Source organism: Parabacteroides sp. MSK.9.14 (assembly GCF_019041495.1).
GTDB lineage: Bacteria > Bacteroidota > Bacteroidia > Bacteroidales > Tannerellaceae > Parabacteroides > Parabacteroides merdae.
The window spans coordinates 1-25,178 of the sequence record NZ_JAHPXO010000036.1 but is presented as its reverse complement, the minus strand read 5'-3'; the positions used below and the strand labels follow the sequence as shown (position 1 = coordinate 25,178).

General features: G+C 52.0%; 28 protein-coding genes. 10 read left to right on the top strand and 18 right to left on the bottom strand.

Annotation, left to right across the window (positions count from 1 at the left end; all coding sequences use genetic code 11):
• Positions 1-16: 16 nt before the first annotated feature.
• From KTG12_RS16875 to KTG12_RS16865, 3 genes are all read left to right on the top strand, one after another.
• The gene (locus KTG12_RS16875) at positions 17-868 is read left to right on the top strand and encodes a hypothetical protein (protein ID WP_229110506.1); all 852 of its coding nucleotides are present in this window, start codon (positions 17-19) and stop codon (positions 866-868) included.
• A gap of 40 nt (positions 869-908) precedes the next feature.
• Positions 909-1,772, top strand: a complete 864-nt coding sequence (locus tag KTG12_RS16870) for a fimbrillin family protein (RefSeq protein WP_005807202.1) — start codon at positions 909-911, stop codon at positions 1,770-1,772.
• Positions 1,773-1,895: 123 nt separating this feature from the next.
• Complete coding sequence (locus KTG12_RS16865) at positions 1,896-3,728, top strand: GLUG motif-containing protein (RefSeq protein WP_005807201.1); 1,833 nt, start codon at positions 1,896-1,898, stop codon at positions 3,726-3,728.
• Between the two features lie 130 nt (positions 3,729-3,858).
• On the opposite strand, the gene KTG12_RS16860 is transcribed toward KTG12_RS16865, so the two are convergent.
• Entirely contained in the window at positions 3,859-4,005 is a 147-nt protein-coding gene (locus KTG12_RS16860) for a winged helix-turn-helix domain-containing protein (protein ID WP_085930924.1), read from the bottom strand.
• A gap of 467 nt (positions 4,006-4,472) precedes the next feature.
• Between KTG12_RS16860 and KTG12_RS16855 the strand changes: the two genes are divergently transcribed.
• The 3 genes from KTG12_RS16855 to KTG12_RS16850 all read left to right on the top strand — a co-directional run bounded on the left by KTG12_RS16855 (position 4,473) and on the right by KTG12_RS16850 (position 5,581).
• Positions 4,473-4,958, top strand: a complete 486-nt coding sequence (locus tag KTG12_RS16855) for a hypothetical protein (protein ID WP_005807200.1) — start codon at positions 4,473-4,475, stop codon at positions 4,956-4,958.
• An 85-nt stretch (positions 4,959-5,043) separates the two neighbouring features.
• Positions 5,044-5,238, top strand: coding sequence for a hypothetical protein (locus KTG12_RS21835; RefSeq protein ID WP_005807199.1), 195 nt, complete (start codon positions 5,044-5,046; stop codon positions 5,236-5,238).
• 52 nt (positions 5,239-5,290) lie between these two features.
• Positions 5,291-5,581, top strand: coding sequence for a hypothetical protein (locus KTG12_RS16850; RefSeq protein WP_005807198.1), 291 nt, complete (start codon positions 5,291-5,293; stop codon positions 5,579-5,581).
• A gap of 40 nt (positions 5,582-5,621) precedes the next feature.
• Here the strand turns inward: KTG12_RS16850 and KTG12_RS16845 are convergent, their stop codons facing one another.
• From KTG12_RS16845 to KTG12_RS16770, 16 genes are all read right to left on the bottom strand, one after another.
• Complete coding sequence (locus KTG12_RS16845) at positions 5,622-7,310, bottom strand: zincin-like metallopeptidase domain-containing protein (RefSeq protein ID WP_005819475.1); 1,689 nt, start codon at positions 7,308-7,310, stop codon at positions 5,622-5,624.
• A 5-nt stretch (positions 7,311-7,315) separates the two neighbouring features.
• Positions 7,316-7,927, bottom strand: coding sequence for a hypothetical protein (locus KTG12_RS16840; RefSeq protein ID WP_005807194.1), 612 nt, complete (start codon positions 7,925-7,927; stop codon positions 7,316-7,318).
• 79 nt (positions 7,928-8,006) lie between these two features.
• A complete protein-coding gene (locus KTG12_RS16835; RefSeq protein ID WP_005807193.1) occupies positions 8,007-8,198 on the bottom strand; it encodes a hypothetical protein in 192 nt (63 codons plus the stop codon).
• Positions 8,195-9,745: a glucosaminidase domain-containing protein gene (locus tag KTG12_RS16830; RefSeq protein ID WP_005807192.1), complete on the bottom strand. Its 1,551-nt coding sequence runs from the start codon at positions 9,743-9,745 to the stop codon at positions 8,195-8,197. Before KTG12_RS16830 ends, KTG12_RS16835 begins: the two co-directional genes overlap by 4 nt.
• A 4-nt stretch (positions 9,746-9,749) precedes the next feature.
• Positions 9,750-12,134 carry a zincin-like metallopeptidase domain-containing protein gene (locus KTG12_RS16825; protein ID WP_005807191.1) on the bottom strand — a complete coding sequence of 795 codons (2,385 nt, stop codon included), beginning with the start codon at positions 12,132-12,134 and terminating at the stop codon, positions 9,750-9,752.
• 25 nt (positions 12,135-12,159) lie between these two features.
• Positions 12,160-13,956, bottom strand: a complete 1,797-nt coding sequence (locus KTG12_RS16820) for a hypothetical protein (RefSeq protein ID WP_005807190.1) — start codon at positions 13,954-13,956, stop codon at positions 12,160-12,162.
• Positions 13,957-13,963: 7 nt separating this feature from the next.
• Positions 13,964-14,248 carry a hypothetical protein gene (locus KTG12_RS16815; protein ID WP_032537363.1) on the bottom strand — a complete coding sequence of 95 codons (285 nt, stop codon included), beginning with the start codon at positions 14,246-14,248 and terminating at the stop codon, positions 13,964-13,966.
• 23 nt (positions 14,249-14,271) lie between these two features.
• Positions 14,272-15,102, bottom strand: coding sequence for a M23 family metallopeptidase (locus tag KTG12_RS16810; RefSeq protein WP_018666025.1), 831 nt, complete (start codon positions 15,100-15,102; stop codon positions 14,272-14,274).
• A gap of 24 nt (positions 15,103-15,126) precedes the next feature.
• Positions 15,127-15,792 (bottom strand): hypothetical protein, encoded by a 666-nt coding sequence (locus KTG12_RS16805; RefSeq protein WP_005807188.1) that lies wholly within the window; start codon positions 15,790-15,792, stop codon positions 15,127-15,129.
• Positions 15,793-15,804: 12 nt separating this feature from the next.
• Positions 15,805-16,488: a hypothetical protein gene (locus KTG12_RS16800; RefSeq protein ID WP_005807187.1), complete on the bottom strand. Its 684-nt coding sequence runs from the start codon at positions 16,486-16,488 to the stop codon at positions 15,805-15,807.
• An 11-nt stretch (positions 16,489-16,499) separates the two neighbouring features.
• Positions 16,500-17,195, bottom strand: a complete 696-nt coding sequence (locus KTG12_RS16795) for a hypothetical protein (RefSeq protein WP_005807186.1) — start codon at positions 17,193-17,195, stop codon at positions 16,500-16,502.
• On the bottom strand, positions 17,176-17,664 hold the full coding sequence (locus tag KTG12_RS16790; protein ID WP_005807185.1) for a PH domain-containing protein: 489 nt from the start codon (positions 17,662-17,664) through the stop codon (positions 17,176-17,178). Before KTG12_RS16790 ends, KTG12_RS16795 begins: the two co-directional genes overlap by 20 nt.
• A 12-nt stretch (positions 17,665-17,676) precedes the next feature.
• A complete protein-coding gene (locus KTG12_RS16785) occupies positions 17,677-18,828 on the bottom strand; it encodes a toprim domain-containing protein (RefSeq protein ID WP_005807184.1) in 1,152 nt (383 codons plus the stop codon).
• A 4-nt stretch (positions 18,829-18,832) separates the two neighbouring features.
• Positions 18,833-20,332: a hypothetical protein gene (locus KTG12_RS16780; RefSeq protein WP_005807183.1), complete on the bottom strand. Its 1,500-nt coding sequence runs from the start codon at positions 20,330-20,332 to the stop codon at positions 18,833-18,835.
• A 25-nt stretch (positions 20,333-20,357) separates the two neighbouring features.
• On the bottom strand, positions 20,358-20,582 hold the full coding sequence (locus tag KTG12_RS16775) for a hypothetical protein (protein ID WP_005807182.1): 225 nt from the start codon (positions 20,580-20,582) through the stop codon (positions 20,358-20,360).
• 12 nt (positions 20,583-20,594) lie between these two features.
• Positions 20,595-21,353, bottom strand: coding sequence for a DUF4099 domain-containing protein (locus KTG12_RS16770; protein ID WP_005807181.1), 759 nt, complete (start codon positions 21,351-21,353; stop codon positions 20,595-20,597).
• A gap of 236 nt (positions 21,354-21,589) precedes the next feature.
• Between KTG12_RS16770 and KTG12_RS16765 the strand changes: the two genes are divergently transcribed.
• Entirely contained in the window at positions 21,590-22,240 is a 651-nt protein-coding gene (locus KTG12_RS16765; protein ID WP_005807180.1) for a M23 family metallopeptidase, read from the top strand.
• Here KTG12_RS16765 and KTG12_RS16760 read toward each other — a convergent pair.
• Positions 22,235-23,074 carry a phosphoribosyltransferase gene (locus KTG12_RS16760; protein ID WP_005807179.1) on the bottom strand — a complete coding sequence of 280 codons (840 nt, stop codon included), beginning with the start codon at positions 23,072-23,074 and terminating at the stop codon, positions 22,235-22,237. The two genes, KTG12_RS16765 and KTG12_RS16760, sit on opposite strands and share 6 nt — an antisense overlap.
• Positions 23,075-23,437: 363 nt before the next feature.
• Here KTG12_RS16760 and KTG12_RS16755 point away from each other — a divergent pair, with 363 nt between their 5' ends.
• From KTG12_RS16755 to KTG12_RS22320, 3 genes are all read left to right on the top strand, one after another.
• A complete protein-coding gene (locus tag KTG12_RS16755) occupies positions 23,438-23,662 on the top strand; it encodes a hypothetical protein (protein WP_005807178.1) in 225 nt (74 codons plus the stop codon).
• A 99-nt stretch (positions 23,663-23,761) separates the two neighbouring features.
• Complete coding sequence (locus tag KTG12_RS16750; RefSeq protein WP_005807177.1) at positions 23,762-24,403, top strand: hypothetical protein; 642 nt, start codon at positions 23,762-23,764, stop codon at positions 24,401-24,403.
• A 430-nt stretch (positions 24,404-24,833) separates the two neighbouring features.
• The gene (locus KTG12_RS22320; protein WP_371745259.1) at positions 24,834-25,154 is read left to right on the top strand and encodes a hypothetical protein; all 321 of its coding nucleotides are present in this window, start codon (positions 24,834-24,836) and stop codon (positions 25,152-25,154) included.
• Positions 25,155-25,178: the final 24 nt, after the last annotated feature.

Here is a 25,178-nt window from a genome sequence, read left to right as displayed (position 1 = left end):
CTCGGAGGAATTGAATATGAAAGCAAGACAATATATAAATATGATGGGAATGGCAGCCGCCGTGCTGCTCTCTTCCTGCGTGAAGGACACGCTTTATGACACGCCGCACCCCGACAAGGGAGCTGTCACCATCAGCCTGACGGGACTGTCGGCAGACGATAACTATGTACTCGATATGGACGGGAAGATGGCCGACATTACAGGTTCGCCATTCACCAATCCCGACCTGCTCAATCCGGGAACACACAGTATGGTAATCTATAACCGTGCGGAAGGTTTCACTTTCGACGGACGAATGGCACGGGTCAATGCCCCTGATGGCAAGAGCCGTGCGGACGGTGCATCCGTAATCCCCCTGCCGGGCTATCTGAAGACCGTCAGTCAGGAGATAACCGTAACAGCTGACGACACGCTGCGTGTCAACCCTGTTCCGCAGCAGCGTGTACGTGACCTGCAACTGGAACTGGAAGTGACGCAGGGACGCCCCGAACTGATACAGAGCGTGACCGCTACCCTCAGCGGCATAGCAGGAGTTTTTGACATGGAGAAGGGACAGACCATCGGCGAACCGACCTCCACGGTCTTCTCCTTCACCCGTGACGGCAGCAAGCTCACGGCCGACGCCCGCCTGTTAGGAACCATGGGAGCCGTGCAGACGCTGGTGCTGGACATCGTCTTTACCGATGGCGGACGCACACAGCGCACGGAAGTCGACCTGACGGAAGCCCTTGCGGACTTTAACGGCGATATGACCACCGCCTACCGTGTGACCGGAACACTGGAAACCCCCGTCGGCATGGAAGAAGGCAAGGGCGAAATTACCGGCTGGGAAACGGTAGAAGGTGGTGATGCCAGTGCGGAAATGTAACGGTAACTATGCAATTTAACAATTAAAGACTATAAATATAATGAAGACAAGATTTTTTGCTTTCGCAGCGCTGGCATTGACACTTGCCGCCTGTAACAACGACAACGAGAACCTGAATGACGGCCCGGTAGCCGCCCAGTTTATCGCCGACATTACGCCCGCTACCCGCGTCAATTCGGAAGGAACCGACTGGACCGACGGCGACCGCATCGGCGTCACCGGCGCAGGCTTCACCAACGTGCCCTACAAGAGAGAGAACGGTAAGTTCGTGACCGACGGTACGACCATCTATTTCAATGACACCGAAACGCATACCTTCCATGCCTACTATCCGTATCAGTCTGACGGCGGAACGGTGACCGTCAGCACCGCAGCCGACAAGCAGGGCACGGGCATCGACTTCCTCTTTGCCTCGGGAGCCACGGGCAACACCCACAACCCGACGGTGAGCTTCACCGGCGACCATACGTTCCACCACTGCATGAGTCTCATCAAGTTCACCTTCAAGGCAGGCGATGGTCTCAGTTTCAACGAAACGGAACCTGCCGGCTACACGTTGGAGGGGCTGAAGCACGAAGGCACATTCGACACGGCTACCGGAACAACTGCTGTAACCGCAGCCGCCGAATCGCCGATTACCATGCAGCTGGGCGGTGCCACCACTTCGCAAGTCATCATTCTCCCACAGGAAGTGAACTCCTCTCTTAACCTTAAAGTGTCTTACAACGGACAGAGCTACAACGCCCAACTGAAACTGCCTGCTACACCCACAGCCAATTTCTACACAGCAGGCTATGCATACACCTACAACATAACGCTCAACAATAAGGACATCGAGGTGAGCGACCCCACAATTAACCCGTGGGAATCCGGAGATTCGAACGATGCAAGTGCAGAGTTGTAAGCCCTACATACCGCTGCCCCGGCGCAAGCGTCAAGCCGGAGCTGCCCATAGACACTATGGTGCGACGGCCGTCTTCGCAGGCGGCGGCAGCACAAAACGAAAACAAATAAAAGACAACCCGATATGAAGAAAAGACATTCCATCCATCTGCTTCTTGCTGCAGCCGCACTGCTACTTGCCACGACTGCCTGCACGAAGGACGAACTGGCGGACGGCGACCGTCTGCCCGAAGGACAATACCCGCTGGAGATAGCCCGCATCACCCTCGGCGTGGAGGGCGGCGAGGCGCAGCCCTGGGGCGCACCGCAGACGCGCGTCAGCGAGACCGTGGACGGCACGGGCAGCGTGTTCGACGCGGGCGACCCGTTCGCCGTGCAGATAGACGACGGCACAGAGACTGCCACCTACACCGTGCAGGACGACGGCACAGCCACCTCCGACGCACCCCTCTACTGGACGAACACGACACCCAATCGCACCGTCAGCGCCTGGTACCCCGCCACGGACGGCACCCTCGACCTCGGCGACCAAAGCCAAAGTCTTGCCTATCTGCTGAGCGGCTCGGGCACGGGAGACTACCAGACACCCGTCACGCTGACCTTCACCCACCAGCTGGCCAAGGTGCGCGTCACGCCCATCGGCGATGCACTCGACGAAGTAACCTCCCTCCAGCTCTATACCTACACACGGTGTACTTATGAAAAAGGTGAGGTAGTGCAAGGCTCGCAAGAAGACTGGATAGAGATGATGAAATGCGAATATACCGAAAACGGCAACGCCATCACCTGCTGGGAGGCGAACGTGGTGCCCGGCTACGAAATCACGAAACTGCGGGCAAACGGCACCGAGGAGCGCAACCTCTCCGCTGCCATCACTCCCGAGGCGGGCAAGTTCTATGACATCACGCTGGATAAGGACAAGGGATATACCGACGACGGACAGGGCAACTACATCGTGACTACTGCCGAGGGATTGAAGGCTGTGGCAGACATAGCCAACAACGGTAATCTCGGTATCAACATTACTTTGACTGAAAACATCAATCTCACAGATATGGAGTGGACGCCGATAGGCACAAACTACAATAACGCATACACCGGCATCTTTGACGGCAACGGCAAGACCATCACGGGGCTGACCGTGACGGGAAGTGACCAATATGCGGGTCTGTTCGGAAGGATCGGCTCCGGCGGCACGGTGAAGAACGTGGTGCTGGAGGGCGTACAGATAACAAGCGATAACAGTTTGGGCAGCGTCGGCGGCGTGGCAGGATATAGCTATGGCAACATTGAATACTGCTCGGTGTCGGGTAGCGTCAGCGTCAGCGGCATTAGCGACGTAGGCGGTGTGGTGGGCTACCAAGTGGGCGGTTCCATCACTGGATGCAGCTCCTCGGCCACAGTGAAGGGAACGCAGCGGGCAGGCGGCATGGCAGGTGTAACGAATAGTGGTGCCTCCCTGACCGGCTGCTACGCTACAGGCGACGTGACCGTTGAAAATGACGGTACAGACACCTATTTTGCCGGCGGTGTGGTGGGAAGCAACGGCTCATCCTGCACCCTCAAAGCCTGCTATGCCTGGGGCAGCGTGACCGGTAGCGGAAGCGGCACCGTCTATACAGGCGGCGTAACGGGAAGCAACGATTTAGGCACCCTGACTGCCTGCTACCATGCCAAAGGGACTGTCAAAGGCTCGGACGGAGCCACAGGCGGCGTGGCGGGACGGAACTACAAGGGCCTCATGCCGTATGGCGGTATCATCACCGCCTGCTACTGGGGAGGCAACGGTCAGGAACAAGGCATCGGTGAAGACCAGGTAGGCACCGGCGGAACCACGATGGTGACGGACAGCAACTGGTCAGGAGCCAAGGATGCCATGAACGACGCCTTGCAGAGTGCAGGTTCAGAGTGGCAGTACGAACTCACCGGAGCATTGCCAACATTGAAGAAACAGTAAACTGTCGGGCGGGAAAAATTCCGCCCGAAACGGGAGATAACCGAAGTATAACAGTTGTATCTGCGGTTATTGAAAAGTGAAAAAAGAAGCCTTCGGCAGTGCCGGGGGCTTCTTTTTTATTAACTAATCTTTATCCAATATAAAGATTCAACATCAAGCTCAGATTAGCCAGTTTTCCGTCATGAGGAGCATTAAAAATGATCTTGTCCTCACGAGCCAACCAACCAATTGCTCCAGCAAGCTGCCGTTCATCCAGACCAGTTGCTTTCGTTACCACCTCATTTTTTCAAGAGTTTCCATATAACGGCGGATCATTCACCATTTTATTTGTATCCATAACTAAAAATTTGCCGATACTGGCATATAATCCTTGTTGTATTCGTGCGGCCGAAATTCCTGGCCATCCATGCCGCCTTTTATATTTCCCTCCTTTTACATAACCACTACTTTTTTATCACCTATAACCGTTGGTTTTTTCTATTGGCCCAAACTCGCGTCATCTTGTTTTTTACTCAGCAAATGTACGGCGGATGAATGGCTTCCCAAGTACCGCTGATGCTACATCGTCGAATTTTTCCGAAACTTTCCGGAATCACAGATTGCGGTATTTCATAAAAATTCATCCTCTGTTCCTTGTTCCCATTCTTATTTCCGCCGTGATTCTCGCACGTAAAAATCAACCTTTCGGCGAGTCTAAAGGCTCAAGAAAAGGGAAATAAAAACAACAACTTAAAATTCAGAATTATGCACAGCAGAGTTTTTCAAATTTCAACAACACAGATAGACAAGGAAAACTATCTGAACGAAGACACCCTCAATCAGGGCGACAACAGTTTTTACGATTATTGTGCCGACATCAGCGATGAAGAGCGCAAGGAAGAGATAACCAATTTAGTCAATTCCATCCTGCCGAAAGGAATGTTCGAACTTGTATCGGAAGACACGATACGTTATACAGGTGATGGCATGGAACAATGGAAAGAGAAGTATGTTGCAGAAATCCGGAAGAAAGCGGACGCCATTACTGTCGAAAATATGTTTGAGTGGAGTTCTACATATTACCTCAAGCAGGCAATAGATAATCCGCTGGATACCGGCTATCATTTTTATCTGAATGGAGACGGATGCCAGTCATTTGCCGAGCCATCCTTTGAGTTCATGCTGTTTGTCAGCTCTCTTGAACCCGGCACTTTGCTCTATGTCGGAGGCGTCATTGATTATCACTTCTGACGGTATATGTCGTATAGCCACCCGCTACCATGCGGGTGGTTTCACCCAACTCATTTAATGAAGTACAGCAATTGAAAGTATTACAATGAAGACAAAAACACTCCATAGTCAGGATGCAAAAAAAGTTGGCATCAGCAGTTTCCCCAATTTTCACAAGTCAGGAAGCATCAGTGGAATGAAAAAAACCTATTATGGACGGGACGCCCTGCTTGTGCGTTGTGGCGGTTATATTTACAATGTGTCAAGTGCCCCTGAAATATACTACGAAGTAGCACATTAGTATTTTAGTAAAGTAGTAAAATAGTAAAATAGTAAATAAGTAAAATAGTAACATGAAGACTTGCAGAAAAGATTTTCAAGGCAGGAAAAGCACAACGGTTCTTAAATTGCTTTGCCGTAATATAGCTGCCGGACGTTTTAACTGGCGGAGATACTGTACGCCTCAGACTTATTTCGGTCAGGAGATTTGCGTTACACCATTGCACTGTTCCTATGGCCAAATCGGCTACACCGTGCATTTCCCTTACTCCAACATGCCGGAAGTGGAATATGATTGGGAAATGGGAAAATTGACAGTAGATGAAGAAAACTGGAAAGAATATTTCCGACATAGCGAACAATGACAAGGGGCTGGCATTCACACCAGCCCCAAATCCTTTTCCTTCATCGTCGCATTCCACCGCTATATTCGGCCTCCTGCTGTTCCTCCCTGTATTCTTCCAGGTCGTTCAGTTGCTCATTCACGCCCTGGAGATTGGCATCCAGTGTCATGTTGTGGTCATAAGGGTAATGATGCTTCACGGTCATGCCCGCGTTGGTCATCGTCCCCACATCCAGCGAGTCCCTGTCCCTGTTGTAATTGACATGCAGCACGTCACCGTTCGGCATTTCGAAGACCGGCATCTTGTGCCGCGTCATTTCCGCAAACTGTTCCGCAGCCATTTCCCTCGCCAATGCCTTCACATCCTCGCTGGCCCTGTCAACTCCATATCTTCGGATATGGTCTCGTACTTCCTGTTCGGTGTATTTCAGCATCACGTCATAAGTTCCTCCTACACTACCGTTATACACGACAGCGAAATGCTGGTCTTCAATCAGCAGGTCATCGCCACGGTTCTGCAAAGGAGAGGCATAGGTGTACTGTTCATCCATTCCGTTCCCGTCGTAATACTCTTTCGCAAGAATGAGCAGCCCGTTGTAGTCCCCTTTGTCTTTCAGTGCGTCAAGCCGGTTGGTATCATCCGCCATTTGCAGATAGGCTACAGAAGCATAATATACCTTTTCCTTCGGGGTTTCCGTCCGTTCCTGATTTTCGGTCTTTTCCCTTTCTATATCCCTGGCTATCTGGTCTATTTTCTGCGTGATCATGGATGATGCCTTCTTCACGTCCATAAGCACAGTCTTAATGTACTGGGGTGACTCCTTCAGGTTATCCAACCACGATTTCAGATACGGACAACTGTCCTCTTTTATATGTTTGGCCATTCCGTAGCGTTGGGAGATCAATGCACCGCACAATTCGGCCACAAGTTCTTCATCGCTATACTCCTTTGAACCGAAAGAGGTCGGTTGAAAACGGTTTAGCACACCTTCCGCACCAGTCGAATGTCCCATCTCATGGAACAGTGTTCCGTAGAATGCTTCCCCGTCCTTGAACTGCACCTTCTCCGGTACGGTGATTTCATTCTTGCTAATCGAATAAAAGGCATCATCCTGATGTTTCACGTTGATGGGACATATCCATAGATTGTCGCGTATCAACCTCTCCACCGGTTCGAAGCTGAACATTTCACCTTCATGAACGAATGGACGGCCGTTTTCCTTTTCCAGCTTCTCCCACAGTTCAGGACGAGCCTCTTTCAGATTCGTCTGGGCGACGTTGAACACGCGGAATACCTGCATCTTGGGATACACGTTATACTCTTTCTTTTCGTCCTCGGACAAGTTTTTGTAATCGTCATACTTGATCTTCTCCTTGGTCTCCTTGTGGATGCAGGTAAATGTGGTCAGCATGACGGGAAACGATTTCTCGCCTTTCAGTACCGATACCCTTGGCAGTTCCTCGCCGTTCTTGCCCGGTTTGTTCAGTCTCTGCACGCAATCAAATGTGCAGAATCTCGGAATAGTGTATCCTTCCTTTTCGCAGTGCAGCATGAGCATGAGCGCATTCATACCATTGTATTCGCGTCCGGACAGATTGCGTGGCCACTGAAGGCTGCCCTCGGTGAACCAGGGCTTCTTCCAGTCCTTGCTGATATTCTCCAGCTTTTCAATCATCATTTCCGCAAAGAGGTCGAGAGCCTTGTCTTCGCTGTTCGGCCCTTCTGTATTTTGTCTCCTGTAGCCTGCCATAACCGTTACTGATTGGAGTTAGACGAATCTGCGACACATTGTGTAAGTTCCTCTACACGGCAGGATACATTAGGCTTACCGTTATGGACAGTCAGGCCCATCTCGCCCTTGGCATCGATCTTCACACCAGGCTGGAGCCATTCTTCACGCTGCCTGTTGAAGCAGAAGAAACGTACCCATTGGTACTCAAAGCCGTCAGCGACTTTCTCCGTGCTGAATGCCGAGAACATCGTGTAGGACTGGTCTTTCTTGTCCTTCTTTTCCTCGATGTTCTTTCCGACCTTTCCACAGAAAACCATCTCTCCTTTGAGAGTATTGGCCGCATCGGCAGCCACATCGCGGATCTCGTTTGCGAAAAGGTTGAAATAGGTCCTGTCGCCCCTGTGCTTCAGGTACATCGTACCGTCAATCTCGACACGTGAGCCTTTCCTGTAGCAGGAGGCTTCCTCCTGACCGCCATCTTTGCTCACATCGATCTCGACAGGCTTTCCCTGACCGTCAGTTGCAGGAACCATTATCTGGAGAGGGAACGTAAAAAACGGTTTTCCCTCCTTGTTTGTGCGTGTAGTAGCATCGCGGTTGATAATACCGCATACAGTAACATTACATTTAATCATAACTCGTTTTGTTTTTAGAATGGTACATATCATCCGGCAAATGCTGGTTATATTGATGTTGAAGGTCTGAGAGCATATTCTAATCGGGCGCACGGATCATTGCCCAGACAAGCCATCCGGCAACGAGCAGCTGCACTTCCACGATAAGGAATGTTGCCGTCAAGCCAAACAGTTTGTAGCAGGACAGGACATACAAAGCCAGGTAGGATAATCCTGCCAGATACTTGCATAGCTGTATCATCACGCATTTTATCATATCGCCATGCTTCATCTTTTCAGATTTTCCGTTTGTCCTCGCTGCTCGGACATGCCCTGTTCGAAATTCTGTGAAGCCATTTCCGAAAGGATGGCAGTATTCAGCAATCCCGTCACGCGCATCCGCTTGGCTTCATCCGTAAGGCTACTGTTGTTCAGCACGGCCGACAGCCGGCTCAATTCTGCGGAACTCAACTCGCGCGATATATGCTGTTCGCCGTTATCCGCCTGAAGGACGGCTTTCCCGTTCTCTTTCATGGTCAGACTACAGCTTTTCATGTCAGGCAGCAGTGGTTTCAAGTCGATCTTTCCGCTATCCATGGCCCCCGAAACGGCGGCTTTCTGCTCTTCCTCGTTCTTACTGTCAATCTGAACGGCCAGCACCATCAGTGAGGTAAAGGCCGTCATGGCCATCTCCATGACAGGGTCATTGCATCCGGACATGCCGACGCCACTGTCCTCCGAGGACAGCAGCTTTTTCATCCAGTCTTCGGTAGAAAGAGGTTTCTCGATTTTGGGTTCTTCCGTACTACGGTATTTCGCGAGCAGGTCATTGCCGTTGTACAGCACCTGCTGCTTGATATTGCCTTTCTGCGCAATCTCGGCCAGATATGCAGCCGGGTCGATGTCACGGCGCGTCCCGTCCGAATGGATGTTCACCACCCCGAAATGCAGGTGCTCTCCCGTGGTCCGTGTCCCCGTGTTGCCCGAGGTTCCAAGGCGTTGTCCTGCCTTGACACTGTCTCCCGCCTTGACTGCGATATCGCCAAGGTGCATATAGGTACACTGCACCTTGCTTCCATCCGGGCGGCTGTATTCAACGGTTACACTCTTGCCTCCGGCAGAGTTGGCATTGCCGTTTACCGAAACGACCTTTCCGCCGTTTTCCGTGGCCAGCACCGCATCGCCTTTGCATCGTATGTCAAGCCCCTTGTGCATCTGCTGCTTTTCTTTGTCCATCGGGTCCTGACGCATTCCGAAAGCGGAAGTGACAAAGAGGAACTCCTTGCGTTCCACCGGAAACGAATAGGCTTCTGCCTTTTCTTTCTCCTGGAGAGGATTGCTTTCCAGACCGAACTGCTTGCCCTGCGCGGCCATTTCCTGCATGACCTGACGGTCGTATTTGTCCAGGCCGTTCTGCTCGATGATCTTCTGCAGAGTCCCGGCATAGTTGCCCCCGGTCGCGTAACCAGCTTTGGCTATACCTTCCGTCCATCCTTTGTAGTCATCGGGACGGAGATTGAAACATTCCGCGTAGCGGCTGTTCTCCTTAAGGAACCTCGAATGGTGTTCATAGGAGTCTCCTACGTTATCATAGCTGCAGAATTTCTCGTTCGGCTTGTCATCCGAATACAGGCTGTACCGGCCGCCTTCCGCAATCCATGACTGTGTGGCCTTGATGCCGAAATGATTGTTTTCCTTGCGGGCCAGTTCACTCTGTCCGTTGGAACTCTCAAGGATCCCTTGTGCAAGTGTTACCGAAGCGGGGATGCCATACCGGCGCATCTGCTCCATGGCGTACTCCGCATACTTGTCTGCATATTCTTTATTTTTTCCTGCCATATCATTACCTCCTCATGCTTGAACGCTGTTCATTTTCTTCCGGCTCAATCCTGCGTTCGGACTGTTTCTCCTGTGCCGTATCAAAGAGAGTCCGTGTCTGGCCGTTTCCGGCTGTCCTTTCTGTTATGCCCGTTGTTCTGTTCCGGGCATCCGCGAGTCCTTCTTCATCCCGTATCACCACTCTTGCACCGCTTCTCGCAAGTTTCTGAAGGAAAGTATCGAGCTGGCTGACTGGGAATGTCACGGAAGCCGTAAAGCCTTTTTTCATGTCAGCCTCGTGCTTCTCCATTTTCAAGGCAAGCGTTTCCGTTACCTTGACGGCATCCTCGTTATAAGCCGTATAGTTATCACCGGTTCTTACAAACTGGATAGCGTCCGGGTGTTTGGCCTTTATCTTGTCCCAAGCCTCTCTCTGCGGACTGACGGATTCAACGGTACGCTCTTCTCCATTCTGTCGGCTGACAGCTTCTCCCTGCCGTATCTCGGTTTCCTTCTCCTGCTTTTCCCCGGCGTGTTCCTCCTGCGACTGTCCCTTTTGCAGTATATCGGCAAACAGCGAGGCAGCCAGGTGCCGTTTGTAGCTGTCACGGTCTTCCGCCACCCACATGCGCTGCCATTGTTGCGGTGATACACTGCGCGGCTGCAGTTTCTGCCCGTCAATCGTTACGGCACACAGTACACCGTCCTGCTTGGTTTTGAACACGGACACACGCTGTATCCGGTTCAGGTCCACGTCCTGTGTCCCGCTGTTGAACAGATCGACTTTCAGGTCGGGCTTGATTTCAGCAAGCGCGTAATATTTATGAGCCAGTTCCATGCGGACCTTGTCTATATTATCCATGGACTGCTTGAGTGTGGAAAAGAAGCGGTTTATGTCTTCCTTGTCGGGGTATATGCTATAACCTCTCTGATGCTCCGGCTTTATATAGAGAGCCCATCGGTTCTTGTCGTCCTGAATCATCTGGATCTTGTCAAATCCTACTTCGTTGGCCCGTTTTACTGCAGGGCTCACGTTCAGGGTCGAAAGCACTTCCAGGGCCCAGTTGTTCAACCGTGCCAGAGAGACCTGCTTCTCGGCAAAATACTTGTCATCAGGTCTGTAACCCAAGGCTCCGTCCGGATTGAAGAAACGCACAGTCTCGATGCCTTCCCGACGTAAAGCACGTCCGATACGGGCTTTGTTCATGCCGGGAATCTCGTTGTCCACCTCCGGTGATGCCCCGGCGGGAAGGATCACATCAGCCGACTTTGATACGGGATCTATGACAAGGACAATGGTTTTCTTGTCCTTGTCCGGACGTTTCCGTAACTCATCGGCCACGAAATAATGCTTGGGCAGCTGGTCCTGCATGTCAGATGTCTGTTTCCTGTTCCGCAAGGTGGCATATTCGATTTTCTCTCCACGTTCCGCTTTACGGATAACTTCGAGAGCATTGTTCACGTCACTCTCGAGGGCATCTATCATATTCGGGTTCTCTTTGAGTTCCCGGTCCCAATATTCCACCAAACTGAGACTTTCGTCGGACAAGCGGGCTGGCAGTCCCAGCTCCAGCATCTTGATTCCCGATGCTATTTCCACGACCAGCCGTTCCTGTTTGACGGCATCGTCGGAAGGCGGCATACCGTTTTTCATCACCATTCCCTCGCGGGCAAGCCGCTGCTGATGTCCGGTGGCACTTACTATCTGGCGCAGGGTTTCCTGCACATAATCGTTGTAATGGTCAAAGTTCTTTTGGCGGGGCATATAGACGGCATCTTTGTCCGTTTCATAATGGGGCATTCCGCTGCCATCGTAACGGACCGGCACAAGGTTGTCACGCATTTTCAGCAAGAAATCATTGAAGCGGATATGCATACGCCGTGTGTCTGCCTCCGAATATCCTCGTTCCATGGCATTCCCATCCTGTTGCAGAACGGCCCTGTAAGCCTCTTCGTCCACATGGGGAAATGTCGTCTGGTCTATATTGAACAGAGTGCGTATCTCTCTGTTATGTACTCCCTTATATTGTTTCTTCTGCTCATCGTCCAATGTGAGGTAGGTTCCCCGGTTGATGAACTCTTCAGGATTGTTCCTGTGGACATATTTGTTCCAGTTATAGTACAGGAACGGCACACCCTGTTCATGCTCACGTACCGACGTGCCGCGGGCCTTGGCATCACTGAACAAGGTGAACAGGTTCGTATTGCATCCGTTCCGATCGGAATGCAATGCCATGAACAGTGCATTGAACGGGCTGGCCGACACGCCGTGCGGGTATAGCCTCGGATACCTCTTTCCAGAAGCGTTGAGCCAGTAACCATTGGCCTTCGAAGCCTCTCCCAAAGCAGTGGAAAGCAGACTGATTTGCCTTTCCTCTGCATTTTTCTCTATTTTGGATTTTTCTTTCATACAGTATATGTTTTGGGGTTATATGCTACTGGATACCTCGTGTACGCACGATAGTCTCCTGTTGTCCGTTGTCGTAATTGTCCGAGGCCCTTTGACGGAGCTGTTCGCTTCTGGCGAGTACGGCGTTTGCCAGCGTGTTGAGCGGTAAGGCTCCGGCCCGGTAAGCGTCAGTCACGGTCTGCGATAATTGGATAGTACAGGGTACACGGTCAATTGTCGCGACAAGCATGTTGCCTTGAAGTACGGGATTCGTGATGCGAGGATTGAGCGGTTCGTCAGGATAATGGCGGTATTGGGCTGCACCTCTATTGGCCGTGTTCATTTCGCCTTCTGACCGTTCACGCAGCACTTCATGCCCGGCCTTGTTCAGCAGGTTCGCCCCGCCGAGACCGATAAGGAGCATCTTCAGCAGCGGATTCCGCACAAACATACCGGCCACTATGCTGGCTATAGGCAGCAGGTTGTCCTTGATGTTCAGGGACTGTGTCTTGCCTGTAAATACTCCCAGCAGAATATCCGGCAGCATCGCCATTACATAACCGAGATTGCCGGCAATGTCTCCCATGCCGCTCAGTCCAAGGGTGCCGAGCAGATCTTCCCATCCGCCCGTGTTGCCGTTGGATGCCGGCGTTTCAGACAGGTCATTCACGGGATGTACCCCTGTTTCCTGCATGACCTCCGGCTCTTTTTCCGGTTGTACCGTTTCCTGATGTACCTGTTCCGGCTCTTCCGCATCCGTTTGTTTCTTTTCCTCCAGACTTTTCAGGTAGGCTTCTTCCTGCCCCGGTGCGACGACCAGCGGCACATCCTTGTAGCGTTCCGGCCGTTCCTGTTTCAGCTTGTCCTGCAAGCCTTTCAGGAACGGGAACGGTTGCTGCTTCTTCATCCAGTCCGTAAAGTTGAAATTGCAGACCGGTATCTGTTTCTTCAGCTGCTCATTGGCGGTTGCTGTGAAACTATCCTTGTCTGCGGTCATGGTGGCTGCTTCACGCCGGAAATCTTCAAACACATTGTGTTCGCTGCCGAATACACCCTGGCTGATACATTGTTCGACTGAAATCGACTTGGGGTCTTCCGGCTCCAAATGTGCCATGGTGGCGGAGACGGCAGCATCCACACCGATGAATCTGGCGAATGCCGCCCACGAACCGGCACCGCCCAGCATGACGGTATCCGCCGAGGCACCCAACAGCCATCCCGCACCCTGCTCAACTTTGCTCGGCCGGTAAGCGGCCTCGCCACGCTTCTCGATCTCCTCGGCAAGCGGGGAACGGCTCAACATCTGCGGCAGGCCGAACAGGCTTGATTCCGCGGCCTTGCGGATGATATAATCAGCCGAAGACTTGGGCATACGGTCTTTCACCAGTTTGTCTATCATCTGCTGTTCCAGACGATAGTCCATGTAGGCATAGGCGAGATCGCCGCCAAGCTGTTCCGACAGTTCGTCGTACCGTTCGCGGCCGATTTCCTTCACGACTGCATCACGCCATTGCCCGGCCATATACGCAAGGTCGTGCTGTATGTCTTCCGAAGCGGCGATTTTCTCCTTGCACATCTCTACATAATCTTCCGTTGTCTTGGAGTTCCATTCGCCGGTAACTTTGAGCAGCTGGTACGGGTCGTTCAAAGGTTGGGCTGAAGAAGCCATCATGCTGAGAACCCCGCCAAGGGAGGTGGAATATTCCTTCATTTCCTCACCTTGTTTCCGGGCAAGATAATCTCTTGTCTCATCCATGACGGAAGCAAGGTGGTAACGGAAATAGTCATCCGAAAGACGTTCCAGTTCCGCGAATCGTCTGCTTTGTTTTATAGTTCCGTCCATAAGTATCCTATATCATATTTATCTGTTTCAACAGTTGTTCTTTTGTCTGTTCAATCGCATTGTGGTACACTTCCATCTGTTTGGGGAAGAACTCCTCCAGCCATGCGTCTTTCTCGATGTTGTCATGGATGAAGCGTATCGCCTGTTCACGCTCTATCTCCACGGAGGCTTCACCTTCCTCCCGGTTGTTGAACCATGCCTTTGTCCACCAGCGGACACCGACCCGGTCCGGATATACCGACACGATACGCGGTATGTCGAAGCTCTGGATGTCGATGTCGAGTTCAGCCAGCGGATCAATGATGCCGCTGTAGCTTACGGCTTCGTCATGGAGTTTTTTTTTATGTCTCCGCTCATGGTGGAGAGGTACACGTTGTGACGCAGGGCCAGGTAATGCAGGAAATCAGCGATGAGCAGGTTCTGTACCTTGCTGACCAGCGGAATGGATTTATGTCCCAGTCCGAGAGGATTGGCCATGCTCGGCATGTTCTCGTAGAAATATTCTCTCATCGCCCCCATGGTGAAGATGTGGCGCAGGGACTGCTCCGTGTGCTCGGGCAACACGTAGGCTCCGCGTTGCAGATCCTCCATGTAGTACGGCAGGAAACGCAGCATCAGTTCCTCGATTTCCCGTTTGTCCTTGTCGTAATCGGTCTTCACGGTCATTTCCAGATCCGGGAATGCCGCCGTTTCATGTCCTCCCGCCTGACGAAGCGCACGGATGTTGCCGTAAAGCATGGTCAGGAACTCCAGCGGATTCAGTTCCTCTCCCTTGAACCGGGCTTCGACGTGCAGCCTGTCACCGCTCAAGGCCACAGTCTGACCGGCTTTCACGCGTTGCCCGAACTGCGCAAAGACATTTGACAGGTGTCCGTATGTCACCTCATATTCCCCGTACCGGATAGTCTGGCATATCCCGTGTACCGGATCATTGCCGACCCCTGACACGATTCCGCTCGCGACGGCAGACAGCCTGTAATATCGGGCGTTGAAGTCAATGCCATGGTGGAAAAACGGCTTGCCCGTTCCCGGGTCGGTCTGTTCGCCGTAACCGAGAGTCATTTCCACCTCCTTGCCCTGGGGCTCCTCGAAAGGCATACAGTAGCCGCTCTCGGAGTGAAGTATCATTTCTTCTGTATATTTCATTTCGTTCTGTATTGGTTCATAATGTTATCTTCTCATTCCTCCGTTATAGGTCTGTTCCTCGCTCTGGCCGGGGGAAGCCTGTGTCCTTGCCACGCTCTCCGTGTTCGTGTCACGGAAGACGCCGGCATTGTTGCCGATGAGCATCATGCCGAGGAAAGCCCCGGCGATCTTGCCCAACCACCCGAAACGTCCGAAAATGAGAAAAGCGGCGGCGATAAGGCCCGCGATGCTCAATCCAGATACGTTGCCATGGCCGAGGTTACGGACAAAATTGCCGAGCATGTTTATGCCTCCGCCACTCGAAGCCTGCCGTAGGAAATTGGATACCCCGTCAAGTTTGGAATCTATTCCCGCCACAGCTCCGCTTAACGTGCCGACGGCTTCTCCGGCCTTGTCCGTCAGTCCCCGTACATCTTCGGCGGTATCTGCCAAGGCATCCGTGGCCGGTTCTCCGATGACCGCATCGCTCACGATACGCACCACGCTCTTGTCTGTCGTCAGCTTTTCCCAGCCGACATAACCGATCGCACCTCCGACGGCGGCAGTCTTGACGGCTTGTCCGGCGCCCCGTAACGTCTGCGACGGATGAAGTGCCGCTTCACCCACGTTTTTCCCGGTTGCCAAAACAGCCTTGCCGGTACCTTTGGCCGCCTTGCCGCCATACTTCAATATTGTACTCCATACTCCCATATCTCGTTCTTTTTAAGGTCTTACATTTTTTCCGATCTGCTTCCATCTTCGTTTGGCGGCTTCCACAATGTCGCGTTTGTCCGCAACAGGGCGTGCGCCTTCGTCGATTTCATACCAGATGTCACTCATAGTCGTATATTTCACGGCCTTGGTCAGCCGTTGCAGCTTGGTGTTCATCAGCTTGAGCTTCGGCCTGATCCCGAAGACTATCTCCATGCGTTCCCTTTCCGTCATCTTGCTTTCCGCAAGACAGGCCATTCGTATGTCATTTACTATTTCCACACTGCCAAGCATCAGCTCCCGGTAAATCCTGTTGCGCTCCGTGGAAAGGGCTACTGCCAATGCGTTGGTCGTGCTCCGGCTAACCTGCCTGGTAAAATCTTCCATATTGTCCGTCAGCCTTGAGATTTCGTGATAAAAGCCATAAATCTGTGCGGCATAGCAGACGATGGACCGGAAAGAATCCAGATACTTGTTGAACTCCCTTTGCAGGTCGGCCGTAGCCTGTACTTCCTCTTTCGTCCATATATGTCCGGTAGTCTGCAGCATCATCACCTTCTCCTGGTTTTTCAGCTCTTTCTGCGCCTTGTCCGTGTAGAGCAGTATCATTCCGGCCAGAACCGGATCGTTCTGTGCCTGTATCTTGCCGATACAGATGCCCGTCAGCAGCATAACTATCAAAATCGTCCGTTTCATCGCGTCATTCTTTATCGTGTCAGGGAGGCTGCCCGGCGCCAGCGTGACATGGCCATGCGGGCAACTTCACCGTTGTTGCGGTCAAGCATACCTGCCGTCACATTTCTCCATACATCATTGAAAGTATAGTACCGGATGCTCAGGTAGAGCAGATGCAGCTTCCGGCTGAAAGCCGACAGCCTGTCATTCAGCGCCCATAGCGTAGTGCTGCGCTCCGCACCGGTCAGCATATTCTCTTCACCGCCTTTGGCAACGGCATCGTTCAGCAGTGTATATACGGAGACCAGTTCCGTGGCCGTCTCGATATAAAGGTTGTTCATGCCCATACTGGCAACGATACCCTGCGGGTTGTCCTTTATCGCTTTGCCCAGTTTACCCAGAGTCAGGAAGATCCGGACCCCGTCGTTATAGAGATGCGTACAGGCTTTCAGTGACGAAGCGTATCCGTTCACCGTCTTCAGGTAGCCGTTGTACTGTTTCTGCCATTCATGGATGCGGTTGAATTCGGCGGCGATGCTGTTCTGCAGGAGTGCCGTCTGCGTCTGTCCCTTGATCTGTTTTTCAATCTGGCCGTTTATCAGCTCGTTGCCCTCCGCCAGAGCAATCCACTCCAGCGGATTGGAAGCCGCTATCTGGGCTTTGGACACCTGCGGCAGAAGCAGGACGGCAACGAGGGCCAGACTCCAGTTAATGATTCGTGATCTCATATATTCCCTTTTTTCTTTTGTTGTATTCCACCCGTTCGCGGACAAGTGTTACTATGTCATCCCTGCGCCGGATACCGGTCAGATCAAGCCTGGGGGTATTCCGGTCCATCGAGAAAATGCTCACCGTCTTCAGCCCGCAAAGCTGCTGCAGCAGGCTTTGATTTTCCGTGAAGTCCACGATACGGTATAATTCCATATAATCTGTCTTACGCCAGATGATGCCATGCTCGCACACGAGCTGTTCGGACCCGATGCGATAGCGTATGCGTCGTAGATAGATGAACCTGTACACCAGGAACAGGGAAAGCAGAAGGGCGACCCACATGGACAGAGTCGTGAACGGCAAGCCGTCAATTCCGCCAAAGACCCATCCTGCACAGCATAACACAAGAATGGGCAGCTCGTTGATGACGAACTGTCCGGTGTGGGGCACAAACACATGAGTGCGGAATAAACGGTCTGTCGGCATGATGTTTTCGTTTTATCTGTGATAACTGGTCTGCCGTTCTTCCTCGTCCTGTCCTGAATGCCGTACTTCAATCGGATTGACCAGCCCCTCGGTCTCTTTGAGATACTCGGGATTGGTCTTGCCAAGCAACGCATCGTTCCAGTCCTTGTAGCAAGGCAGAATGGGAAATTCTCTGATATTTTCCGGGGAAATGTTCATCTGTCCGGCTATTGCCTTGAACTTTTCCACGAACAGCCGTCCGGCGGCATCATTGTCGAAACAGAGGTAATGGTGTGCCTCCGGTGTGGCGGCAAGCATACCCTTGATCTGACCCTCTGTAGGGGTACCGCCGGTAGATACATACACGCTCTTCCTGGATAGGTCCGGGTTGCTCTTGATCTGTTCCCGGTTGAGCTGATAGAAGGCCATCGCGTCATAGGCACTTTCAAACCATGCCACTCCGCCGACGGAATCCAGGTCACCCTTAAGGTTGGCTATCCACAGCCCCTCGCTTGAATTGCTGCCCTCAGCCTTGCCCTTGTAACTGCCGCTGCCGTCCGGACGCGGGCGGCCTCGTTCCTCAAGGCCGACAACCGTCCCCGGGTCTTTGGGCAAAGACATCGGAAAGGCAAGGTTCGTGTATCGGGTCCCGTCTTCACGGACTTTTGTCGCCAGGTAGAAATCTCGGTGGAAGGCATACTGTGTGTAGAGGTCGATTCCACGGTGTTTGAAGAAAGGATAGAACTTCTTCTGCGTATCCCTGTCCTGAGGGTTGAACCTGTGAATCTCGTAATCCGTTATGTCGAACGGTTTCACGTCACGTTTCGGCTGGATAATCCGTGTACTACGTTCCTCGATGGGATGGTTCAGCAACCGGTTGCACACGAGATTGACAAGCCGGTCCGGAGATACTCCTGCCCGGTATTCCGCGAAAAACTGCGGGTATTCCTTGATGAAGGATATGATGTTATAGACTTTCTGTTCCTGTGCCTTGAAACAGCACTTGCCGTTCGGCATCACGATGAACTTGTCGCCACGGATACGACGGCCTTCGCTGTCCATACGCACATACGACGGATAACGCAGACCGTCACGCTTGTTCAGATGATAGCCCGCGTCAATGAGTATGTCCTGAATGTTCAGTCTCTGTAGAAAATCATCGTATGTAAGGTCTCCGTTCCTCATAAGTTTACCTCCCCATTCTCATATCACCGATTTCCCGGTTCATCTGTGCCTCGAAATTCCGGATGGCAACATCCCTCGGAGTGTCAACACCGGGTTTGAAATAAGGACGCGGCCCATGGTAATGTTCCTCATAACACTCTGGCCCGTGATGGCATCTGAGATTATGCACGACCTCAGAAACCACCACGGCACCTGCTGAAAGGGCCGCAAGAATTTTTATGCCCAGTCCTTTGCTTGTTTCCGGACGGGGGCGCAGGTCTGCCTCGCTGAAGATCTTCGCGAAAAGTTTCGTCCGATGGTAGTCGTCCGTGGCGAGAAACTTGTCGTATTCCTTCTGGGTAATCTCGTGGCTGTAGGTCTGCCCGTCGATGACGGCGGTCATCCTGTACTTTCCCTCTTCCGGTCCGGGTTCCACGGCAATCTGGCTTATCTCGGTTCCATGCCCGCCGATCTCATCCGACAGCTGCAGGCTGTTGCCATAGTCTTCCGTCTGCCCGTTCGCCTGTGCGTATTCCTGGTAATGTCTTGCGGCCAGTTCCTCGTGCACTTCAGGATGGAGGCCGATGGCGATATGCTTGTCACTGTTCAGATCATCCAAGGTCACTTTATCCGCGAAATCTCCGGCAATGACCCCGTTCAGGAGCTCCAGACGTTGCTCAATGGAATGCTCTTCAAGAGAATTCGATGTAAGCGTTTTGATTTCCTCTTCCGTCAGGTCATAGACCATGTCCGCGTTGACATTCTCGGACTGCACGGTGAGGGTTCTGTTCTCCGCATCGACAATAAGCCCGTGCGAAGCAAGGCACTCCGACCATTTTTCGTTCGAGAAATAGACAGGCGAAGCGACAAGCTCCCTGTACGGGCGGGCAGGTTCCTGGCTGCGGGGACGGCTGACCATCGGTGTAATGGCAGCCTGCAAGTCCTGCAGGACATCACGGGGCTGTACGGGTTGTTCCGGCTGTCCTCCCTTGTAATAAAAGCCGTAGCCTCCGGACTGCAGCTCGCCGGGCTTCATGCGTCCGTCAGGACGTTCGGGGACAATGGGCGCTCCGGGGAAAAAGAGCTGTCCGCCGACCCTGCGCAGATGAAAACCGCCCTGCTGGCGCGGTGTCCATCCGAGTATGGGAGGAAACAGCCCCCAACGGCCTGTACGCCCGTATTCACCCATTCCGATACGGTAGCCGTGCAGACCCATCGCCACACGTCCGTTAGCATTGCGGGCATGGACAAAGTTCTTGGGCAGATAGAAATCCTTTGCAAGGATGCTTGTGAGCACATTGTAGGCTTTCTTGTTGGCAGTGTTTGTTCCCCAGTCCGTAAGCGCCAACAGTTGTTTCTCGGTAATCTGATAGGTCAGCAGCGGCGAATCGTGTCCCTGTACGATCAGCTTGTAGCCGCCACCGTCAAATGCGATATGGGCTTGAAGCCCGTTGCGCATCAGTATGTCGCGCATTTCAGGCTGCAAGTCCATCGCTCTGGGGTTTGTATTGGTTCGTATTGCCATAGTCTGATGTTATGATTGTTATCCGCTATGCGTTTCCTTCCTCCATCGCCGCTTCCAGCTGTTCGTCCTTGTAGCGGACAAATTCGGCGGCAGAATCATTCCCGATAACGAGGTTGCGTTCCTCACAGTAACGGGCATATTCCTCCTGCCACTCCGCGGAAAAATGGTTCACATAGTCGAGCCAGCCGTATTCGCCGCTCTGCATTTTCTCTATCAATACCTCTTCGGGATAATACTGGTGCTGTGCCATATCAATCGGTTTTTATTTGTGAATAGCTGCCGAGCGGTTGCGTTCCCCGGCTTTTTTCTGTTCGTTCCACAACTCTTCGGTATATTCCTCTTCCGGAACATAGTCGAGGTTTCCGTCATCTTCCATGACCCAGCAACCGTAACAGCCGAACGTGTATTTGTCCCATTCACGCTTGGACTGTTCCCTCCATCGCTGCTCGTCGCCGGAACAGAAACGGATACCGGTCTTGGAATGAAGGTCAATACCTACCGTGACGGGCTCATCGTCCACGACCAGCGTCAGCGGATCTCCGTGCTGCATTCCGTTCACCTCTGTTGCACCGAGATGCAGCTCCTCGGCCAGCACCTGCAGATTGCGCCCGATGATGGGCGTGGGAACATACATGACCTGCTTCGTCCCCGTGTCAATCTGGACGAAAGCCTTGTTGTGCCTGCCGTCAGCGGTTTCCACATCCGCGATGATGGCCTTGCCCTCAAGCAACTGTTTCTGCTGCGTTTCGTCAAAGCGTTCCAGCGGCGAAGATTTCAATGCCGGATAGAAGACCACGTCCGTCTGGCCACCCTCCATGCGGATAAGAGCGAATCGGGTACGGCTTTCCACCGTTTCTCCGTGCTCGTCGGTGACACGCACGGGAAGAACGGGCGAATGGCGTCCGTTGTAAATATCATCAAGGACGTGCATCGGCAGATCCTCGATCATCTCCTGCGTGAGCCCGAATCGGGCAAGCGTCGAAAAGGGAATCTCTTCAAATTCAAAATGCGCCTTTTTCATACTATATCAAGTTTGTAAAATTATGTTCGGCAAATATAGTATGACCTTGTAAATTCAAACAAAAACACAGATATATAAATGATTATAATATACCATTTTTATAACATTAGTACGATTTTCTTTGAATAATCGTACTAATTGCGATAAAATATGCAAACTAATAGCAGAATGCATGGCCGTTCATGTCGAACATAGACAGACCATGCTAATTTTGCAGCATGAGAAAAATTTTATGGATGATTATATCAGGCATTTCGCTCAGTCTGATACCGGCAATGGCACAATTCAATACAGTTTCCTCCGCTTCCGATTACTATCGGGAGGAAAGTGTGCAGGCGGCCACCAAGGACAAGGAAACAGCTTCAGACAATACGGGTTCCGGGAAAGGTGTATCGGAAAACACCGGCAAATCCGGGGCTCGCGGCGATGTGCAAAGGCAGATGGTGGTTGAGCGTTACCTGAGTGTCAGTTATCCGTTACCGAGAATCAAGGTAACTTCTCCATACGGTTACAGGAAAGACCCCTTTACCGGCAAGCGTAAATTTCATGGGGGAATCGATTTGCAGGCACGTGGCGACAAGGTGCTGGCGATGATGGCGGGAACTGTCGTAAAGGTCGGGCAGGACAAGACTTCCGGCAAGTATGTTACGCTGCAGCACGGGAACTGCATGATCAGCTATTGCCACCTTTCAAAGATTCTCGTAGCCAGGGGAACAGCCGTCCGGCCGCGTGATGCGGTCGGTATTACCGGCTCTACAGGGCGCAGCACGGGAGAACACCTGCATATCACCTGCCGCCTCAATGGCAAGAGTGTCGATCCCGCAATCCTTTTTGAGCATGTCAGGAGAGTACAGCAGGAATGTGTTTCGGCACTGGCCGAACTATGACTTTTTTCTCCCTTTGATTGCATGGCTGATACTGTCGCCCCATACCGACATCCGGACGACGGACATCGGCGGCATGGAAAACGTCTTTCCATAGAAAATGGCGGCAACCACCTTGCCGCCGTGCCTTTCTATTTCCTCCTTGTAGTCGGACACACTCTGTCCGGTCGTCAGCACATCGTCAATGATAATGATTTCTTTTCCCTTTATATCACCGGTAATCTCGTAATTCCGCTCAAGGACACGGCTGTCCGCTCCGTCCGCTTCATGTAGGCTTTCCCGGGCATCGCAGATCACCGTATCGTACAGTCCTGATGTCAGATCCGGCCTGTGCTTGCCCATATACCAGTTCAGCCGCTTGAACCGCTGTTCATACTTTATCCAGTTGCTGCACGGCATGAACATGATATGATAAGGCTTGCCGTCCGCCTGTATGGCGGTCATACATGCCTTGAAGAACTCGATGCCGTGTATCTCTCCCTGCTTGAACCGGTAGATGGAACGGCAGAATGTCCGTTGTGCTTCATTGAGAAAATCATTGTACCGTGACGGATAGTAATAGTCGTAAAATGCAATCCGGATTCCACGGAACTTGAACGGTTTGAGCGGATGCCTGTCGTCGAACCGGTCGGGATACATGCAGCAGAACATACGGCAGGCGTCTCGATGTCCGGCCATTACTGCCATACGGCAATAGCGGCCTCTTTCGTCTTCCCGGCTTGCGCTCCGTGCGGCTGCATACGCCGCTTCACCGGCTTTCCGTCGCCAGAAAGCGATGACATGCAACATCCCGACCACTATGCCGAGCAACACCAGGAGCACAAGTTTCTCACTCATATTGAACCTTTTTACTTTTGCAAAGTAAGCAAATTATCGGTGCTGGCCTTGAAATGGAACCGGTAATTTGTTCGATCCCATTATATATCCTTCTTGCCGTCCCCTTTTACAAGTCTCTTCCTTTTTCCTATGGGGCTTCCTTTCTCTTTTCGTCGGCGAATATAGGACGAAGCGTATCAATGCCAAACCGCATTCCATTCGGATGACGAAAACAGACTGCTGCACAATCGGTTTTCTATCCGGATTTGGCTTATGATACCAACTGCTTCATCCTCCTTATGCCTCAAAAAGTTGAAAATACAGCCCTCAGTTCAAAAAGAGGGAAATAAAAAACAGATTTTCAAACAATTAAAACGGAAAGAAATGAAAGAAGAAATCAGACAGGACGGCAGGACAATACTGTCAAGTGAAGACGGATTCAGCATCCGCATGTTTTTCAACAACCTGAGCGGAAAGAACTTTTCCGGAAAGGAGTACCGGGACTATGTCAGAAACATAGCCTTCGGCGAAATGGGATTCAGACCGGGAACAATCGAACTCTATTGCGACGGGAAGAAAGTCAGGACAGGCACACTTCCCGAACTCTGAACAGCAGTCAGGGGCAAAAGTCAAATTTCGTGAGGATAACTTATAAACGGGAGCCCAAGCGGTTCCGGCTAAAAGAATGAACAACTAAAAAATACAGGTATGGACACAACAGCAGCAACAATGCATCCGGCAGAAGAATATCTCCGTAACGAACAGAACCCACCGGTCTTGTATGTCAGGATTTACGGGGAACGCAGGAAATTGTTTATCAACCGTGGCGGGGAGAACGTCATCGGTATTATTGCGAAAGGGAAACGCAAACATGGCTACATCTTTTCAGACTGGAACAGCATCGAAAAAATCTATTATCCGTCACAGGAAAAGGAAGACGAAAAGGATATGGACAGGAAAATGATTCTCAAATACCAGAAGCTCGCACGCCTTGCCACGCATACCAACGACTGGCTCCGTAAGATTGCAGCAGCAGACCTTGAGAAGTCCCTGTACGAAAACCGTATCACCACGGGAACGGCTATTGACGGAAAGTGCATCCGACTCTCCACGATTGAGAAGTATTGCGGAAGCTGGGACATGCAGCGGTTCCGCCAGGCCATGAAGAATAAGGAGAAATTCTCGACGCTTCGTTTCGACTTTTGCGGTTATGACGGTACGCTTTGGTGCGAGCCGCGGGACAATGGTGACATGGCTGCAGGATTCAGCAAGGAGTACCGGAATTGCGGCAACGGCTATTACTATCTGCTAATCAATGACGAGTTTGTGATTGGTTACGATATTGACTGATAATCCACGGACAGACCTTACCGGGGCCCGGCAGGGTCTGTTTCGGCTTCGGTCTGCCGACGGCATAGTCCCTTTTTATCGACGGCATGGCCATGCGCCGTCCCTTTTTTACCTCAGATCTTCCTTTTCTATTTTTCCATCCGCCTGTTTTCAATCCTTTTCTATCCATCCCTCTTGTAGCTGCTCTTCCGTTCTCCGCCGTGCGACCTCGGGGGATTGGATTTTTCAGCAAAGGTAACCGCCGGTTTCCATTCCTGCCAATGCCGGCATTCTGCCCGTGGGGTCTCGGAAAAATCTTCCTCTCCGGCTGTCGAGCGTATTTTTCCTTACCGGCCATGGCGGATGTCCACCGCCACCTTTCAAGGCAGAAAAATAATCCCTGCGGCCGCAAACGGGCCGAAAAAAGGGAAATAAAAAAATAGGTTAAATCATGGGTTACAACAAATTGACATCATTATCGGCCAACATCAAGGCCATAGAGACAGCAGTAGCTATCCACTCGCAGGGCAGGACAGCCACGCAAGAGGAAAAACAGGTATTGGCGCAGTATTCAGGTTTCGGCGGTATCAAGGATGTACTGGACTTGGGTACGGACAAGCCGCTTGACAAAGAGGTTGCCGGGCTTTTGAACCGTCTGCTGGATGCGTTAAGGACACTTGCAGGGGGTGACGAGGCAGCTTGCCGTTCACTTGTTGAAAGCATCAAGTCATCTGTATTGACCCTCAAATCCGCAACTACGCGCCTAATATGATACAGAAGCGAAAAGAATCTGCAT